The 18,287-nt window shown below is 68.4% G+C and carries 16 protein-coding genes; 9 read left to right on the forward strand and 7 right to left on the reverse strand.

Translation table 11 applies throughout. The features are described from left to right. Positions 1-34: 34 nt before the first annotated feature. The 9 genes from AC07AW_RS05200 (at position 35) to AC07AW_RS05240 (ending at position 6,487) form a co-directional block, all read left to right on the forward strand. Complete coding sequence (locus tag AC07AW_RS05200; protein WP_478814100.1) at positions 35-1,219, forward strand: hypothetical protein; 1,185 nt, start codon at positions 35-37, stop codon at positions 1,217-1,219. A 40-nt stretch (positions 1,220-1,259) separates the two neighbouring features. Further along, positions 1,260-2,405: a hypothetical protein gene (locus tag AC07AW_RS05205; RefSeq protein WP_478814101.1), complete on the forward strand. Its 1,146-nt coding sequence runs from the start codon at positions 1,260-1,262 to the stop codon at positions 2,403-2,405. Between the two features lie 11 nt (positions 2,406-2,416). After that, positions 2,417-3,547: a hypothetical protein gene (locus AC07AW_RS05210; protein ID WP_478814102.1), complete on the forward strand. Its 1,131-nt coding sequence runs from the start codon at positions 2,417-2,419 to the stop codon at positions 3,545-3,547. Then, positions 3,547-4,119 (forward strand): hypothetical protein, encoded by a 573-nt coding sequence (locus tag AC07AW_RS05215; RefSeq protein WP_478814103.1) that lies wholly within the window; start codon positions 3,547-3,549, stop codon positions 4,117-4,119. The genes AC07AW_RS05210 and AC07AW_RS05215 overlap by 1 nt, the downstream gene beginning before the upstream one ends. A 31-nt stretch (positions 4,120-4,150) precedes the next feature. Continuing rightward, positions 4,151-4,531 carry an ATP-binding protein gene (locus AC07AW_RS05220; protein ID WP_478814104.1) on the forward strand — a complete coding sequence of 127 codons (381 nt, stop codon included), beginning with the start codon at positions 4,151-4,153 and terminating at the stop codon, positions 4,529-4,531. Between the two features lie 74 nt (positions 4,532-4,605). After that, positions 4,606-5,517: a peptidoglycan-binding protein gene (locus AC07AW_RS05225; protein WP_478814105.1), complete on the forward strand. Its 912-nt coding sequence runs from the start codon at positions 4,606-4,608 to the stop codon at positions 5,515-5,517. Between the two features lie 16 nt (positions 5,518-5,533). Beyond that, positions 5,534-5,767, forward strand: a complete 234-nt coding sequence (locus tag AC07AW_RS05230; RefSeq protein ID WP_478814106.1) for a hypothetical protein — start codon at positions 5,534-5,536, stop codon at positions 5,765-5,767. Continuing rightward, positions 5,754-6,017: a hypothetical protein gene (locus tag AC07AW_RS05235; protein WP_478814107.1), complete on the forward strand. Its 264-nt coding sequence runs from the start codon at positions 5,754-5,756 to the stop codon at positions 6,015-6,017. The genes AC07AW_RS05230 and AC07AW_RS05235 overlap by 14 nt, the downstream gene beginning before the upstream one ends. A 179-nt stretch (positions 6,018-6,196) precedes the next feature. Then, entirely contained in the window at positions 6,197-6,487 is a 291-nt protein-coding gene (locus AC07AW_RS05240) for a hypothetical protein (protein WP_392151085.1), read from the forward strand. A gap of 69 nt (positions 6,488-6,556) precedes the next feature. Here the strand turns inward: AC07AW_RS05240 and AC07AW_RS05245 are convergent, their stop codons facing one another. From AC07AW_RS05245 to rplK, 7 genes are all read right to left on the reverse strand, one after another. Then, positions 6,557-10,456: a DNA-directed RNA polymerase subunit beta' gene (locus AC07AW_RS05245; protein ID WP_189800405.1), complete on the reverse strand. Its 3,900-nt coding sequence runs from the start codon at positions 10,454-10,456 to the stop codon at positions 6,557-6,559. A 100-nt stretch (positions 10,457-10,556) separates the two neighbouring features. Further along, positions 10,557-14,039, reverse strand: coding sequence for a DNA-directed RNA polymerase subunit beta (gene rpoB / locus AC07AW_RS05250; RefSeq protein WP_478814108.1), 3,483 nt, complete (start codon positions 14,037-14,039; stop codon positions 10,557-10,559). Positions 14,040-14,588: 549 nt separating this feature from the next. Beyond that, positions 14,589-14,972 carry a 50S ribosomal protein L7/L12 gene (gene rplL, locus AC07AW_RS05255; protein ID WP_033202007.1) on the reverse strand — a complete coding sequence of 128 codons (384 nt, stop codon included), beginning with the start codon at positions 14,970-14,972 and terminating at the stop codon, positions 14,589-14,591. Positions 14,973-15,083: 111 nt separating this feature from the next. Next, complete coding sequence (rplJ, locus tag AC07AW_RS05260) at positions 15,084-15,614, reverse strand: 50S ribosomal protein L10 (RefSeq protein ID WP_030687887.1); 531 nt, start codon at positions 15,612-15,614, stop codon at positions 15,084-15,086. A 249-nt stretch (positions 15,615-15,863) separates the two neighbouring features. After that, positions 15,864-16,787 (reverse strand): SCO4651 family lipoprotein, encoded by a 924-nt coding sequence (locus AC07AW_RS05265; RefSeq protein ID WP_478814109.1) that lies wholly within the window; start codon positions 16,785-16,787, stop codon positions 15,864-15,866. 118 nt (positions 16,788-16,905) lie between these two features. After that, the gene (gene rplA, locus AC07AW_RS05270) at positions 16,906-17,634 is read right to left on the reverse strand and encodes a 50S ribosomal protein L1 (protein WP_125657863.1); all 729 of its coding nucleotides are present in this window, start codon (positions 17,632-17,634) and stop codon (positions 16,906-16,908) included. Positions 17,635-17,711: 77 nt separating this feature from the next. Further along, positions 17,712-18,146, reverse strand: a complete 435-nt coding sequence (gene rplK / locus AC07AW_RS05275; protein ID WP_030687894.1) for a 50S ribosomal protein L11 — start codon at positions 18,144-18,146, stop codon at positions 17,712-17,714. Positions 18,147-18,287 lie beyond the last annotated feature (141 nt).

Genomic DNA, 18,287 nt, shown 5'->3' on the forward strand with positions numbered 1-18,287 from the left:
CCTCCCACCGCACCTCCCCGATTGGAGAACCCCCATGGCACTGCGCAGCAGCTGGGTCGCCGAGACCGGCCAGACCCGCGAGGACACCCGCCTCAACCAGGTCGGCGCGACCACCATGGTCAACCCCGTCCAGGTCCGCTCCGGCATCCTGCCGGGCTCCTACGACGGCAAGTGGCGGCTGTCCGGCTTCTGGATGGACAAGGCCTCCGCGATGACGGCGACCGTCGCCGAGGGCCGGGCCGTCATCCAGGGCGACATCTCCCAGGGCGTCTACCCGGTGGCCCTGCCGGCCGCCGAGCAGGTCACGTTCGCCGCGGGCGACGCCCAGTACGGCCGGATCGACCTGGTCGTCCTGAAGGTCTACGACAACCTCTACGACGGCAGCAGCCGCAACGAGGCGAAGGTCGAGATCATCCAGGGCGTGCCCGGCCAGGCCCCCCAGGCGCCGGTGGCCCCGCCGCGCAGCCTCCCGCTGTACGAGGTGACGGTCCCGGCCGGTGCCAGCGCGGGCAACGGCGGCATCCCGTGGGCCACCTCCCTGAAGGACCTGCGCACGCCGGTCGTCTCCCTCGGCGGCATCCTCCCGGTCGAGGGCCCGGTCCTGCCGGGCGCCCACCCGGGCCAGTACCAGGACACCGCCAACAACCAGTTCCAGCGCTGGGACGGCGGCAAGTGGGTCGCCTACCCGGAGGCGGTCGGCGGCATCGTCCCGAGCTCCGCCTCCACCCTCCAGGGCAGCTACACCGGCCAGTACCGGGACGGCGCGGGCGGCCGGATCGAGCGCTGGAACGGTTCGGCGTGGGCGCCCGCCGTCCCGGGGCCGTACTTCACCGACTCGCTGGACTCCAGCTACACCACCTCGACGACCTGGGTGAACACGCTGACCAACCGGGGCGTGGTGTCCCTCAGCTTCGTCGCCCCCGCCTCGCGGCAGGCCATCCTCACCTTCGGCTCGCGGATCCAGCTGGTCGGCACGGGGGCCGGCGTCGGCTTCATGGGCGTGAAGGTCACCCAGGGCGCGACCGTCCACTCGGACGTGAACGACTCGAACGCGGTGGTCGCCGCCGCCCCCGGAAACCTCTCCGTGGCCACCACCCAGCGCCTCCAGAACCTCACGGCGGGCGCCACGTACACGGTCACCGCCTACTACCGGGGGACGAACACCGCTCTGCAGACCTGGTTCAACAACACCTTCCTCCAGGTCACCCCGCAGCACTGAGCCCAGACCCCCGCCCGCCGCCCCACCACAGGAGTCCACCATGCCCGTACGTTCCGGATGGCTGATGCCCACCGGGCAGACCCGCCAGAACACCCGCATCACCAACCTCGGCGCCACCACCCCCGTCAACCCGCTCGGCGTCCGCTCCGGCATCCTGCCCGGCACGTACGACGGCAAGTACCGGGTCGGCGGCCTGTGGTTGAGCTCCACCGGCCCGATGACGGCCACCGTCTACCACGGCAAGGCCGTCATCCAGGGCGCCACCACCGACGGCGCCTACCCGGTCGCCCTCGACGAGGACATCACCATCACCTTCGCCGACGGCGACCCGCTCAACGACCGCATCGACCTCGTCGTGATCCGCGTCTACGACAACGACGTGGACGCCCTCGGCAAGTTCGAGGCGGGCATCGAGATCATCAAGGGCACCCCGGCGGCCGCCCCGGTCGCCCCGGCCGCGCCCGCCCGCTCCCTCACCCTGTTCTCGGTGAAGGTGAAGAAGGGCGCCTCCGCCGGCACCGGCGGCATCGACTGGGCGGGCGGCGCCTCCACCGACCTGCGCACCACGACCGTCTCCGCCGGCGGCATCCTGCCCGTCTACAACAACGCGGGCGTGGCCGGCGCCTACCCGGGCCAGTACCAGGACAACGACAACGCCCACTTCCTCCAGCGCTGGGACGGCACCGCCTGGGTCGCCTACCCCAAGGAGATCGGCGGCATCGCGCCCAGCGGCACGATCACCACCGGCAGCTACCCCGGCCAGTACCGCGACTACAACGGCGGCCAGCTCCAGCGCTGGAACGGCACCGCCTGGGCGGCCTACCAGCCGCCGGTCGAGGTCGAGACCGTCAGCACGTCGGCGGCGACCCCGGCCGCCGGCTGGACGCTGAACGGCTTCGCGGGCCGCAGGACCCGCGGCGTGGCCACCGTCTCCGTGACGGTGACCCGCAGCGGCGCCGACCTCACCGCCACCTCCGCGGGCAACCTGAGCCCCGACGAGCTGGTGGCCACCATCCCGGTGGGCTGGCGCCCCTCGTTCGCCTACGAGGCCACCGGCACCGACTTCTACGGCCAGGGCTCCTTCACCTTCTCGACGGACGGCAGCGTCCATGTGCGCACCTGGTCCGCCAACGGCATCCTGACCGCCGGCCGGAACGTCCGCATCACCGCCACCTACGTCCTGTAAGGGGGCCCTCGATGGCAATCGACACGCCCTACCGGGCGATCTTCTGCGACCTGCTCACCGACCAGACGCTGGACATCCTCCCCCTGCGGGACGTCTCCTTCGACGACTACATCGGCAAGGCGGGCTCGCTCTCCGGCACGATCCCCATCCCCGACAAGGCCATCGCCGACCGCGTCAAGAAGGTCCGCGAGGGCCGCACCGCGGTCTACCTGGAGCGCGGCGGCGACCTGTGGTGGGGCGGCATCGTCTGGACCAGCACCCTGCAGTCCAGCGGCCGCGGGGTGCTGACCCTCGGCATCCAGGCCGCCACCTTCGACTCGTACGCCGGACGCCGCCGCATCCGTACCGACATCACGTACGACACCCCCACCGACCAGGTGGAGATCGTGCGCCGGCTGTGGCGCGAGCTCGACGTCCAGAGCTACCCCGACGCCCCCGAGGGCGAGGACCCCCGCCGCCTCGGGATCACCTTCGGCGACGAGATCCCCAAGTTCCAGAAGACGGCCTCGTGGCGCAAGGGCGACGAGACCGTCTACCTGGAGGCCCTCGACCAGCTCGCCGCCACCGAGAACGGCTTCGAGTACCAGATCCTCGTCTACCGCGACCCGGTCACCGGCTCGCGGATCCGGCAGCTCCGCATCGGCGAGCCCAAGATCGTCACCGGTGCGACCGACCTGATCTTCGACCGGCCCGGCGTCATCCTGTCGTACTCCTTCCCGTACGACGCGACCCGCGGCGGCACCACCGCCCTGGCCCGCGGCGCCTCCACCAACGCCAACGCCGCCGCCGAATCCCGGCCGATCTACTCCACCCAGCAGTACGCCAGCGACCTGCTCGTCGACGGCTGGCCGCTGATCGACCTGTCCTCGGACCACAACGAGATCACCGACCCGCTCGCCCTCGACTCGGTGGCCGCCACCGAGCTCAAGCAGGCCCGCGGCGCCGTCGTGATCCCCTCGGTCTCCATCCACCTCGGCGGGATCGTCCCGCCGCAGCTCCTCGGCCGCGTCGCCCGCATCCGGATCACCGACGAGTGGTACTCCCAGGGCCTCGACGCCCGCTACCGCATCATCGGCGCCAAGGTCACCCCGCCGGAACGCGGCCGCCCCGACACCGCCGAGCTCTACCTCGAGGAGGCCTGATGCCCCAGCTGCCCGAGGACATCATCGACCGGCTCAACCAGATGGAACGCCGGCTCAAGGCCCTGTCCACGGCCGTGAACACCCGTCCCGCCGTCAACGAGTTCCGCCCCCCGCAGACGACCGGCAGCGTCACCATCACCCGGCCGCTGTTCCGGATCTTCGACGGCTACAACCACGAGATCTTCGCCGACGACATCATGACCGGCGGTCTCGCCCGGCCCTGGCTGCAGCTCATGCCGCCGCTGGCCAGCGACACGGCCAAATGGCCCTCCACGAACGCCGCCGCGTTCACCACGATCGCCCGCTGCCTCAACCCCATCTGGCAGCCGAAGATGCGCCTCTCCATCGGCACGGCGGCCTCCACCGGCGGCACCGGCCAGGTGCGGGTCCTCGTCGACGGCACCCCCTTCGGCCCCACCGTCACCGCCGGCACCACCTACGACTACCTCGGCCTGCTGCCCGGAGACATGAAGACCCGCTTCGGCCAGACGATGACCGTCGAGATCCAGGCCCTGGCCACCGCCGGCACGGTCTACGCCCAGCCCCTGCTCATCCACGGCGCCCAGACCTGAACCGCCCGCGGAACACCCCAAGGAGCACCTCATGAACATCGACCCCACCCAGCCCTGGGGCGTCGCCATCGACTACGCGGGCCGCGCCACCGTCACCGAGGACGGCCACACCCTCACCGTCCGCGTCTACGACAACACCATGGGCTACACCCTCCAGCGCGACCCGGTCACCGGCCAGTACCCCTCGGTGTACGTCACCGCCGAGGTCACCGAGAAGGGCACCGGCGACGCCGTCCTGCGCGGCTCCGGCCTGGTCGTCGTCGACGCCGAGGACGGCGTCCCGGCCGTCCCCGACCAGACCGCCGCCCAGCGGGCCGTGACGGCCGCGCTCGCCGACTTCGAGACCCGCCGGGCCGCGAGCGCCGCACTCTGCGCGGCCTGGGCCCCGACGGCCCCGGCCCCCACCCCGTAACCCGGGCCCTCACCCGTACGCACGCCCGGCCGGCTTCCCCGGTGCGGGCCTTTTTCATGTCCGGAGGACACCAGATGGCCACTCCCCTCACCGCGGACCGGTTCGTCGCCGCGCTCCGCGCCGAAGGCGTCACCGTCGTCGAACACCCCGGCTGGCGCACCCACAACCGCAACCACGTCGGCGCCTGGGGCCCCGTCACCGGCGTGATCATCCACCACACCGTCTCCGCCGGCACCGCCAACACGGTCGAGATGTGCTTCAACGGATACGAAGGGCTGCCGGGCCCGCTCTGCCACGGCGTCATCGCCAAGGACGGCAGCGTCCACCTCGTCGGCAACGGCCGCGCCAACCACGCCGGCGGCGGCGACCCGTCCGTCCTCCAGGCCGTGAGCAGCGAGACGTACGGCGACCGCCCGCCCGCCCCGCGCGAGCACCAGGGCAGCGCCGGCGCCGTCGACGGCAACTCCCGCTTCTACGGCTTCGAGTGCGTCAACCTCGGCAACGGCACCGACCCCTGGCCGCCCGCCCAGCTCGACGCCATCGAACGGGTCTCCGCCGCCCTGTGCCGGGCCCACGGCTGGGGCGCCCGCTCCGTCATCGGCCACAAGGAGTGGTCGGACTGGAAGGACGACCCCCGCGGCTTCGCCATGCCGACGATGCGCGACCGGGTCCAGGCCCGCCTCAACAAGGCCCCCGCCAGGCCCGCCCCCGACGCCGGCACGCCGGCCGTTCCCCGCCTCCAGCCCTTCCCGGGCACCTCGTTCTTCCGCAGGGAGACGAGCTCCCCGATCATCACCGCCATGGGCCGCCGCCTCGTCGCCGAGGGCTGCTCCGCCTACACCGTCGGCCCCAGCCCCCGCTGGGGCGAGGCCGACCGGCTCAGCTACGCGAAGTGGCAGCACAAGCTCGGCTTCCGCGGCTCCGACGCCGACGGCGTCCCGGGCGCCGCCTCATGGAACGCGCTCAAAGTCCCGTACCCGAAGTGACCCGAGGAGCAGACCGATGTCCGATGCCGCCAAGCGCACGGCCCGTACCGTCCTCCAGTCCGCCGTGGGCATCGCCGTCGTGCTCCCCGCGATCGTCGACGCCTCCGGCATCCCCGCGACCCTCCCCTGGGTCGCCGGGGCCCTCGCCGTCGCCGGCGGACTGGCCCGGGTGATGGCGCTCGACCTGGTGCAGAACCTGCTGCCGTCCTGGCTGCGCCCCACCCCGGGCGGTGGCGATGACCGAGTCTGACCCGAACGACCCCGTCGCCGTCGCCCTCGAACTGGAGCGGCTCCGCGGCACCCTGGAGGCCGGCTTCGCCCGCGTCGACGGCTCGCTCGCGCTGCTCGTGCAGCGCAGCGACCAGACCGACAAGCAGCTCGCCGACCACGAGGCCCGCCTGGACGCCCTGGAGCGGGCCCGCTGGCCGCTGGCCAGCATCGGCGCCCTCGCCGCGGTGGCGACGGTCGCCGTCACGGCCTGGGAGCTGGCGGCCCGCTGAGGCACCCGACCGGGGAGACGGGGCCACCCGGACCCAGCGCCGGGTGGCCCCGCCCCCCACCCCTTGCCGGGCCCCGGCAGGAAGCACCTCCCCAGACGACCGGCCCGTGGCCCTGTCCCCCGGGGCCGTACGGGCGGACACTGCACAGAGGCTCGACCAGCCGACGAAGGGGGACCGTCATGGCGACGGACGACCACGATCCGCCCGTATCCCCGCACGCCCCGTCCATCGGTCACGACGCCGGCGTCCACACCGACGTCCACCTCACCCTCATCGAGTACGGCGCGGTGGCCGCCGAGTACGCCGCCGCCGCGACCCATCCCGAAGCGCCCCGGGCGATCGTGGACGACTACGCCATCGTGGTCGACGCCCTCGCGCTCGCCCGCCGGGTCCCCACCGAAGACGTCCCCGCCGTCCTCGCCGTCGGCACCCGGGCACTCCTGCGCGTGCACCGCGCGCTCCTCGGCTAGCCGAAGGCCGCGCATACGCCGAAGGGCGGCCACCCCACACGGGGTGACCGCCCTTCGGTTTCGCACTACTTACTGGTTGTACGGACCGTAGTCGTAGTCCTCCAGCGGAACGGCCTGGCCGGAGCCCGAGCCGAACGGCGAGTAGTCGATGTCGTCGTAGCCGACGGCCGAGTACATCGCGGCCTTGGCCTCCTCGGTCGGCTCGACCCGGATGTTGCGGTAGCGGGACAGACCCGTACCGGCCGGGATGAGCTTACCGATGATGACGTTCTCCTTGAGGCCGATGAGGCTGTCGGACTTGGCGTTGATCGCCGCATCCGTCAGGACTCGGGTCGTCTCCTGGAAGGAGGCGGCCGACAGCCAGGACTCCGTCGCCAGCGAGGCCTTGGTGATACCCATCAGCTGCGGACGGCCGGAGGCGGGGTGACCGCCCTCGGTGACCACACGACGGTTCTCGGTCTCGAACTTCGACCGCTCGACCAGCTCGCCCGGCAGGAGCTCCGCGTCGCCGGACTCGATGATCGTCACGCGGCGCAGCATCTGCCGGATGATGATCTCGATGTGCTTGTCGTGGATCGACACGCCCTGCGAGTTGTAGACCTTCTGGACTTCGCCGACCAGGTGGACCTGGACCGCGCGCTGACCGAGGATCCGGAGCACGTCGTGCGGGTTGGTGGCACCCACGGTGAGCTTCTGGCCCACCTCGACGTGGTCGCCCTCGCCCACGAGCAGACGGGCACGCTTCGAGATCGGGAACGCCGTCTCGTCGGTGCCGTCGTCCGGGGTGACGACGATCTTCTTGGTCTTCTCGGTCTCCTCGATGCGGACGCGACCGGCCGCCTCGGAGATCGGGGCGACACCCTTCGGCTGCCGCGCCTCGAAGAGCTCGACGACACGGGGCAGACCCTGGGTGATGTCGTCACCGGCCACACCACCGGTGTGGAAGGTACGCATCGTCAGCTGGGTACCGGGCTCACCGATGGACTGGGCGGCGATGATGCCGACCGCCTCACCGATGTCGACCAGCTTGCCGGTGGCGAGCGAACGGCCGTAGCAGAACGCACAGGTACCGACGGCGGACTCACAGGTCAGGACCGAACGGGTCTTGACCTCCTCGACGCCCGCGTTGACCAGGGCGTCGATGAGCACGTCACCCAGGTCGACGTTGGCCGGCGCGATGACCTTGCCGTCGACGACGACGTCCTCGGCGAGCATCCGCGCGTACACGGAGGTCTCGACGTCGTCCGTCTTCCGCAGGACACCGGCCTCGTCCTTGGCCGCGATCCGCAGCTTCAGACCGCGCTCGGTGCCACAGTCCTCCTCGCGGATGATCACGTCCTGCGAGACGTCCACCAGACGACGGGTCAGGTAACCCGAGTCGGCGGTACGCAGGGCGGTGTCGGCGAGACCCTTACGGGCACCGTGCGTGGAGATGAAGTACTCGAGGACGGTGAGGCCCTCACGGAACGACGCCTTGATGGGACGCGGGATCGTCTCGTTCTTGGCGTTGGACACCAGACCACGCATACCGGCGATCTGACGCATCTGCATCATGTTTCCTCGGGCACCCGAGTCAACCATCATGAAGATGGGGTTCGTCCGCGGGAAGTTCGCGTTCATCGCCTCGGCGACCTCGTTGGTCGCCTTGGTCCAGATCGCGATGAGCTCCTGCGTGCGCTCTTCCTTGGTGATCAGACCGCGCTCGTACTGCTTCTGGACCTTCTCGTCCTGCGCCTCGTAGCCCTTGACGATCTCCTTCTTCGCCTCGGGAACGACGACGTCGGAGATGGCCACGGTGACGCCGGAACGGGTCGCCCAGTAGAAGCCGGCCGCCTTCAGGTTGTCGAGCGTCGCCGCCACGATGACCTTGGGGTAGCGCTCGGCGAGGTCGTTGACGATCTCGGAGAGCTGCTTCTTGCCGACGGAGTAGTCGACGAACGGGTAGTCCTCGGGCAGCAGCTCGTTGAAGAGCGCGCGGCCCAGGGTCGTCCGCAGACGGAAGGTGTCACCCTGCTGCCACTCCGGCTCGCCCTCCTCGGCGACCGGGGGAACCCAGCCACGCGGAGCGACGGTGCCGACGGGGAAGCGGATCTCGATCTCCGACTGGAGCGCGAGCTCGCCGGCGTCGAACGCCATGATCGCCTCGGCCGTGGAGCCGAACGCGCGGCCCTCGCCCTTGGTGTCACGGAGCTCACCGTCGGTGGTGAGGAAGAACAGACCGAGGACCATGTCCTGGGTCGGCATCGTCACCGGACGGCCGTCGGCGGGCTTCAGGATGTTGTTCGAGGACAGCATCAGGATGCGGGCCTCGGCCTGCGCCTCCGCGGAGAGCGGCAGGTGGACGGCCATCTGGTCACCGTCGAAGTCCGCGTTGAACGCGGTGCAGACGAGCGGGTGGATCTGGATGGCCTTGCCCTCGACCAGCTGCGGCTCGAAGGCCTGGATGCCGAGGCGGTGCAGCGTGGGCGCACGGTTCAGCAGAACCGGGTGCTCGGCGATGACCTCTTCGAGGACGTCGTACACGACCGTGCGGCCGCGCTCGACCATCCGCTTGGCCGACTTGATGTTCTGCGCGTGGTTCAGGTCGACCAGGCGCTTCATCACGAACGGCTTGAAGAGCTCGAGGGCCATGGCCTTCGGCAGACCGCACTGGTGCAGCTTGAGCTGCGGGCCGACGACGATGACGGAACGCGCCGAGTAGTCGACACGCTTGCCGAGCAGGTTCTGACGGAATCGACCCTGCTTACCCTTCAGCATGTCGCTGAGGGACTTCAGCGGACGGTTGCCGGGGCCCGTGACCGGGCGACCACGACGGCCGTTGTCGAAGAGGGCGTCGACCGCCTCCTGGAGCATGCGCTTCTCGTTGTTCACGATGATCTCGGGGGCACCGAGGTCGAGAAGCCGCTTCAGGCGGTTGTTGCGGTTGATCACACGGCGGTACAGGTCGTTCAGGTCGGAGGTCGCGAAGCGGCCACCGTCCAGCTGCACCATCGGACGCAGGTCCGGCGGGATGACCGGCACGCAGTCGAGAACCATGCCCTTGGGGCTGTTCGCGGTCTGCAGGAACGCGGAGACGACCTTGAGGCGCTTGAGCGCACGGGTCTTCTTCTGGCCCTTGCCGGTACGGATGATCTCGCGGAGACGCTCGGCCTCCTCGTCCAGGTCGAAGGACTCCAGGCGCTTCTGCAGCGCCGCGGCACCCATCGAACCGTCGAAGTACGTGCCGAAGCGGTCACGCAGCTCGCGGTAGAGGAGCTCGTCGCCCTCCAGGTCCTGGACCTTGAGGTTCTTGAAGCGCGACCAGACCTCGTCCAGACGGTCGATCTCGCGCTGCGCACGGTCGCGCAGCTGCTTCATCTCGCGCTCGGCACCCTCGCGCACCTTGCGGCGCACGTCGGCCTTGGCGCCCTCGGCCTCCAGCTCGGCGAGGTCGTTCTCGAGCTTCTTGGCGCGGGCCTCCAGGTCGGAGTCGCGACGGTTCTCGATCTGCTGACGCTCGACGGAGACGTGCGCCTCCAGGGAGGGCAGGTCACGCGTACGACGCTCGTCGTCGACGTACGTGATCATGTACGCCGCGAAGTAGATGACCTTCTCCAGGTCCTTCGGGGCGAGGTCGAGCAGGTAGCCAAGGCGCGACGGAACGCCCTTGAAGTACCAGATGTGAGTGACGGGGGCGGCGAGCTCGATGTGGCCCATCCGCTCACGGCGCACCTTCGCGCGGGTGACCTCGACGCCACACCGCTCACAGATGATGCCCTTGAAGCGGACACGCTTGTACTTGCCGCAGTAGCACTCCCAGTCCCGGGTCGGACCGAAGATCTTCTCGCAGAAGAGTCCGTCCTTCTCGGGCTTCAGGGTGCGGTAGTTGATGGTCTCCGGCTTCTTGACCTCGCCGTGGCTCCACTGACGGATGTCGTCAGCGGTGGCCAGACCGATCCGGAGCTCGTCGAAGAAGTTGACGTCGAGCACTATGCGTCAATCCCTCTCAGGGTTGTAAGGCTGTGGGGTCTGATACGGGGGTCCTGGGGCCGGCGGGGGGACCATCACTGGTCCCCCTGCCGGACTCCCGTCAGACCTCTTCGACGCTGCTCGGCTCACGCCGGGACAGGTCGATGCCGAGCTCCTCCGCTGCGCGGAAGACGTCCTCGTCGGTGTCACGCATCTCGATGGACATGCCGTCCGAGGACAGCACCTCCACGTTGAGGCACAGGGACTGCATCTCCTTGATGAGCACCTTGAAGGACTCGGGGATGCCGGGCTCAGGGATGTTCTCGCCCTTGACGATGGCCTCGTAGACCTTCACGCGGCCGGTCACGTCGTCGGACTTGATCGTCAGCAGCTCCTGGAGGGCGTACGCGGCGCCGTATGCCTCCAGCGCCCACACCTCCATCTCACCGAAGCGCTGGCCACCGAACTGGGCCTTACCACCCAGCGGCTGCTGGGTGATCATCGAGTACGGACCGGTCGAACGCGCGTGCAGCTTGTCGTCGACCAGGTGGTGGAGCTTGAGGATGTACATGTACCCGACGGAGATCGGGTCCGGGAACGGCTCGCCGGAGCGGCCGTCGAACAGCCTCGCCTTACCGGTCGGGAGCACCATGCGCTCGCCGTCGCGGTTCGGGATGGTGTGGTTCAGCAGACCCGCGAGCTCGTCCTCACGCGCACCGTCGAAGACCGGGGTCGCGACGTTGGTGCCGGGGGCGACCTGGTCGGCGCCGATCGCCTGGAGGCGCTGCGCCCACTCGTCCGCGAGACCGGAGACGTCCCAGCCGCGGCTGGCGAGCCAGCCGAGGTGGATCTCCAGGACCTGTCCCGGGTTCATTCGGGACGGGACACCCAGCGGGTTGAGGATGATGTCGACCGGAGTTCCGTCCTCGAGGAACGGCATGTCCTCGATCGGAAGGATCTTGGAGATGACACCCTTGTTGCCGTGACGGCCGGCGAGCTTGTCACCGTCGGTGATCTTGCGCTTCTGGGCGACGTAGACGCGGACCAGCTGGTTCACGCCCGGGGGAAGCTCGTCGCCCTCCTCGCGGTCGAAGACGCGGACGCCGATGATCTTGCCGATCTCGCCGTGCGGCACCTTCAGCGAGGTGTCACGGACCTCACGGGCCTTCTCACCGAAGATCGCGCGGAGCAGGCGCTCCTCCGGGGTCAGCTCGGTCTCACCCTTGGGCGTGACCTTGCCGACCAGGATGTCGCCGGCGACGACCTCGGCACCGATGCGGATGATGCCGCGCTCGTCGAGGTCCGCGAGGACCTCCTCGGAGACGTTCGGGATGTCCCGGGTGATCTCCTCGGGGCCGAGCTTGGTGTCACGAGCGTCGACCTCGTGCTCCTCGATGTGGATCGAGGAGAGGACGTCGTCCTGCACGAGGCGCTGCGACAGGATGATCGCGTCCTCGTAGTTGTGGCCCTCCCACGGCATGAACGCCACGAGGAGGTTCTTGCCGAGCGCCATCTCGCCGTCTTCGGTGGCGGGACCGTCGGCGAGGACCTGGCCCTCGATGACGCGGTCGCCCTCGTCCACGACGACCTTCTGGTTCACAGAGGTGCCCTGGTTGGAGCGGGAGAACTTGTGCAGGCGGTACGTGATGTACGTGCCGTCGTCGTTGGCGACCGTGATGTAGTCGGCCGACAGCTCCTGGACGACACCGTCCTTCTCGGCCTTGAGCACGTCGCCCGCGTCGGTGGCGCAGCGGTACTCCATGCCGGTGCCGACGAGCGGGGCCTCCGACTTAATGAGCGGGACGGCCTGACGCATCATGTTCGCGCCCATGAGGGCACGGTTGGCGTCGTCGTGCTCGAGGAACGGGATCATGGCGGTCGCGACCGACACCATCTGGCGCGGCGAGACGTCCATGTAGTCCACGTCCGACGGCTCGACGTAGTCGACCTCGCCGCCACGCTTACGGACCAGGACGCGCGGCTCGGTGAACTGCAGGTCGTCGTTGAGCGCGGCGTTGGCCTGCGCGATGACGAACCGGTCCTCCTCGTCGGCGGTGACGTAGTCGACCTCGTCGGTGACCTGGCCGTCGACGACCTTGCGGTACGGCGTCTCGATGAAGCCGAACGCGTTGACGCGGCCGTACGAGGCGAGCGAACCGATCAGACCGATGTTCGGGCCTTCGGGGGTCTCGATCGGGCACATGCGTCCGTAGTGGGACGGGTGCACGTCTCGGACCTCGAAGCCGGCCCGCTCACGGGACAGACCACCGGGACCCAGAGCCGAGAGACGACGCTTGTGCGTCAGACCCGACAGCGGGTTGTTCTGGTCCATGAACTGGGACAGCTGGCTGGTGCCGAAGAACTCCTTGATGGAGGCGACGACCGGCCGGATGTTGATCAGGGTCTGCGGCGTGATCGCCTCGACGTCCTGGGTGGTCATCCGCTCGCGGACGACGCGCTCCATACGAGCCAGACCCGTGCGGACCTGGTTCTGGATGAGCTCGCCGACGTTGCGCAGACGACGGTTGCCGAAGTGGTCGATGTCGTCGGTCTCGACGACGATCTCGTTGCCGTTCTCGCCGATCGTCTCGGTCTCGCCCGCGTGGAGCTTGACCAGGTACTTGATCGTGGCGATGACGTCGTCGGTGGTGAGCACGCCGGCATCCAGCGGCTCGTCGGCGCCGAGCTTCTTGTTCACCTTGTAGCGGCCGACCTTCGCGAGGTCGTAGCGCTTCGGGTTGAAGTAGAGGTTCTCGAGCAGCGTCTGAGCGGCCTCACGGGTCGGCGGCTCGCCCGGACGCAGCTTGCGGTAGATGTCCAGCAGCGCGTCGTCCTGGCCCTGGGTGTGGTCCTTCTCCAGGGTGGCGCGCATCGACTCGTACTCGCCGAACTCCTGCAGGATCTGCTCGGTGGTCCAGCCGAGAGCCTTCAGGAGGACGGTGACGGACTGCTTGCGCTTGCGGTCGATGCGGACACCGACCAGGTCGCGCTTGTCGATCTCCATCTCCAGCCAGGCACCCCGGGACGGGATGATCTTGGCGGAGAAGATGTCCTTGTCGGACGTCTTGTCGATGGAGGAGTCGAAGTAGACACCGGGGGAACGGACCAGCTGCGACACCACGACACGCTCGGTGCCGTTGATGACGAAGGTGCCCTTGTTCGTCATGAGCGGGAAGTCGCCCATGAAGACCGTCTGGGACTTGATCTCGCCGGTCTCGTTGTTGGTGAACTCGGCGGTGACGAAGAGCGGGGCGCCGTACGTGAAGTCACGGTCCTTGCACTCGTCGATCGAGTTCTTCGGCGGCTCGAAGCGGTGGTCGCGGAAGGTCAGCGACATCGACCCGGAGAAGTCCTCGATCGGGGAGATCTCCTCGAAGATCTCCTCCAGACCGGACTTCCTGGGGACGTCCTGTCCCGACTCCAGGGCAGCCTCGACGCGAGCCTTCCAGGCGGCATTGCCGAGCAGCCAGTCGAAGCTCTCGGTCTGCAGCGCGAGGAGGTTCGGAACCTCGAGGGGCTCCCGGATCTTTGCAAAGGAGATGCGCAGCGGGGCGGTGCTTGCGCCGTTGTTCGTATTGGTCGAGGCGTTGCGCGAGGCGGCCAAGAGGGGGTCCTTCCGAGGGCTCGGACTCACTACGCGCGTACCGGTCCCCAGCAACGCTTCACGGCAGACTTTTCCTGAGATGACCAAAAGGCCAGGTCAGACGGGGTCGGTCCACGAAGCTGATGCGAAGGTATGCCCCTGGTGACGGGCAGGGGGCAGCTAACAGGCAGCGCAAAGGGTCAGTGTAGCCACTTGGCTCACTGATGTCCAGGGCGAATAATTCGCGACCCTCGTTGCTCTCAACTCCGCGGTACCTCGCGCCGTGCGGCGCACCTCGATACTGCCCGTTCAGCCGTCGATCCATGCCTCGGAAACGGATCGTTGTGACGACGCGTCCTGAGAATTGCGCGCTGCGTGCGGTTCGTCAAGACCCGCCGGTCTGCGGGGCGCACGGCGAAGATCACCATACTCCGCTTCCGGCGGCCCGCCAGACCCCCGCCACGCCCGCTTCCCGGGAACGCCGAAAGGCGACCACCCAGATGGGTGATCGCCTCTCGGTGCCTCCGCGTTACACGGGGGCAGGAGTCAGCTCAGCGAGCCGAAACGGTCTTACTTGACCGTGACGGAGGCGCCGGCGGCCTTGAGGGACTCGGCAGCCTTCTCGGCGGCCTCCTTCGCGACCTTCTCGAGGACCGGCTTCGGGGTGCCGTCGACGAGGTCCTTGGCCTCCTTCAGGCCGAGGGAGGTGAGCTCACGCACGACCTTGATGACCTGGATCTTCTTGTCGCCGGCACCCTCGAGGATGACGTCGAACTCGTCCTGCTCCTCGGCGGCCTCGGGGGCAGCGCCACCGACGGCGGGGCCGGCGACGGCGACGGCCGCGGCGGCGGTGACGTCGAACTTCTCCTCGAAGGCCTTCACGAACTCGGAGAGCTCGATGAGGGTCATCTCCTCGAACTGGGCGAGGAGGTCGTCCTGAGAGAGCTTCGCCATGATGGGCGATCCTTCCACTAATTCGGCAGGTGCCGATGTGTCTATAGAGGCGGGCGTAACGGCCCGCTACGACCCGCGCACTAGGCGGCGCGGATCAATGCGCGAGCCGAATTACTCGGCACCGCCCTGCTCGGCGAGCTTGACGCGAAGCGCTTCCGCAGTGCGGACGAACTTCGACGGCAGCGCCTGGAAGAGCGAGGCAGCCTGAGACTGCTTGCCCTTGAAGGCACCGGCCAGCTTGCTGAGCAGAACCTCGCGGGACTCGAGGTCCGCAAGCTTCTTGATGTCGTCGGCGGAGAGAGCCTTACCGTCAAGGACACCGGCCTTGATGATGAGGTTCGGGTTCTCCTTGGCGAAGTCACGCAGGGCCTTCGCCGACTCCACCGGGTCACCGGTGACGAAGGCGACCGCGGTCGGACCAGCGAAGTGCTCGTCCAGTGCGGTGATCCCGGCCTCGTTGGCCGCAATCTTGGTCAGCGTGTTCTTCACCACGGCGTACTGGGCGTTCTCACCGAGCGAACGACGCAGCGTCTTGAGCTGCGCCACGGTGAGACCCCGGTACTCGGTCAGCACGGCGGCGTTGGAGCTCTGGAACGCGTCCTTGAGCTCGGCCACCGATGCAGCCTTGTTGGGCGTCGGCATAGTGCTTCGGCCTCCTTCCGGGTGATGAGGACCGCTCAGAAGGAGGCTGGACAAAACAAAACGCCCCGGGCGCAGGCGCACGGGGCTGAGCTCGACCGGACACGAAGTCCGGGAACTTTCCACAGTCACCTGCGCGGGTCGTCCGTTGTCAGCGGATCCTTCGGCCACCGCACCCGAGAGGGGCACAGCAACGACCAGCGGTCTTTGGCTTCTGTGGAAGAGTACGTGACGGGGTCGGCTTCGGGCAAATCAGCCCTGGTCGGTGTTCTTCCCGAAGTCCTTCATCATCTCGAAGAGGTCCACGGTGTCCTTGGCCGGCGGGGCCTGCACGGCGGCCTTGGTGCCGTAGTCGGTGTAGTCGGCCCGCATCTGCATCGTGCCCTTGGCCATGGTCATGCCGATGTCCATGCGCGCCGGGTAGCCGTCCTCGGTGACCCAGAGCTCGGTGTCGTAGCCCTTGAGACCCGCCTGCTTCACGGTGGCGATGAGCTTGTCGTGGTCCTCCTTGGAGAGGAGCTTCGACGACTCGTTGGCCTTGAGCATCTGCTCGAAGGTGAGCGTGCCCTTGTAGTGCTGGGTCTCCATGCCGTTGATCTTCTCGGCACCCATGTGCCTCAGGTCCGGGGAGTCCAGGAGCAGGGCGAGCTGCTGGGCCGGGTCCTGGTTCATGTTGTCCAGGCCGCCGGTCATCTGCTTCTGCAGCGCCTTGTCGCCGGAGGCGTCGGCCGCGGCCTTCATGTCGAGCTTCATCCAGCGCTTGCCGTCCATCTCGGCGGCCTGCTTGGCACCCATGTCCATGTACATGACCTGGTCGAGCATGATCATGTGCATCTGCTCGGGCCCGTCCGGGCTGCCGGCGGAGAGCATGGAGCTCTTCATGGTGATGTCCATCACCGCCGGGTCCCAGCCCTGCACGCCGGTCATCTCGATCGTGCCGGACTCGGCGCCGAGCCCCTCCATGGTCATGGTCATCTTGACCTTGGCGGCCTTGGCCGCCGAGGTCTTCGCGTACGCGGCCTGGATGATCTGCGTGACGTCCCCGTGGTTCTGCACCTCGGGAGCGGCCGGAGCGGCCCCCTTGGCGTCCCCGCCGTCCTGACAGCCCGCGACGCCACTCACGACCACCACGGCCGTGAGAGCGACGCCCGCGCGCTTCCATGCGGACTTGTTCATGAGCGTTCCCCACCCCTTGATCCAAGGTCTTTACGGTTCCTTGAACCGTAACAAAGAGCCGGCCCCGCACCTCCGGAGAGGTGCGGGGCCGGCTGACCACTCAGTGAGCCTGTGGGGCTCAGACCGCGGCCGGGTCCTCCTCGACGAGGAGGTTACGGGTGCGGTTGGAGTCCAGCGGGATGCCGGGGCCCATGGTCGTCGTCAGGGTCGCCTTCTTGATGTAGCGGCCCTTGGCGGCGGACGGCTTCAGACGGAGGATCTCCTCCAGAGCCGCGGCGTAGTTCTCGACCAGCTTCGTCTCGTCGAAGGAGACCTTGCCGATGATGAAGTGCAGGTTCGAGTGCTTGTCGACGCGGAACTCGATCTTGCCGCCCTTGATGTCGTTGACAGCCTTCGCGACATCGGGGGTGACGGTGCCGACCTTGGGGTTCGGCATGAGACCACGCGGGCCGAGGACGCGGCCGAGGCGGCCGACCTTGCCCATGAGGTCCGGGGTGGCCACAACGGCGTCGAACTCGTTCAGGCGGTTGCCCTTGGAGATCTCGTCGATGAGCTCGTCGGAGCCGACGATGTCGGCGCCCGCGGCGATCGCGGCCTCGGCACGGTCACCGGTCGCGAAGACCAGGACCCGGGCGGTCTTACCGGTGCCGTGCGGAAGGTTCACGGTGCCACGGACCATCTGGTCGGCCTTGCGCGGGTCGACGCCCAGGCGGAAGGCGACCTCGACGGTGCCGTCGAACTTCGTGGTGGCGGTGTCCTTGGCGAGACGGACGGCCTCGAGGGGGGCGTAGTTCCGCTCGCGGTCGACCTTGGCGTCCGCGGAGCGGAGAGCCTTGCTGCGCTTCACTGCTTCTCCTGTTGGTTCAGGTATGGAGTCGTGGTGCGGGCCGCGCCGGCCCTACCACTAGGTCAAACGGGGGGTGATCAGCCCTCGACCGTGATGCCCATGGAGCGGGCGGTGCCAGCGATGATCTTGGACGCGGCGTCCAGGTCGTTGGCGTTGAGGTCGGGGAGCTTGACCGTGGCGATCTCGCGGACCTGGGCGGCCGTGAGCTTGGCGACCTTGGTCTTGTGCGGCTCGCCGGAGCCCTTCTCCACACCCGCGGCCTTGAGGATCAGCTTGGCGGCCGGCGGAGTCTTGGTGATGAAGGTGAAGGTGCGGTCTTCGTAGACCGTGATCTCCACCGGCACGACCATGCCACGCTGCGACTCGGTCGCGGCGTTGTAGGCCTTGCAGAACTCCATGATGTTGACGCCGTGCTGACCGAGCGCGGGGCCGACCGGCGGGGCCGGGTTGGCCGCACCGGCGTTGATCTGGAGCTTGATAAGCCCCGTGACCTTCTTCTTCTTGGGAGGCATTGCTCTCTCCGGGTCCTAGTGAGAGTGTTCAGCCCGCCTTCCGGTCATCCGGATGCAGGCATACCGCACAACGATAACGGGTATAGACGTGCGGCTAAAAACCGAGCAGGTCAGAGCGGCTGCGAGAGCCACTCTGACCTG

It is taken from the genome of Streptomyces sp. NPDC044003, assembly GCF_056435185.1.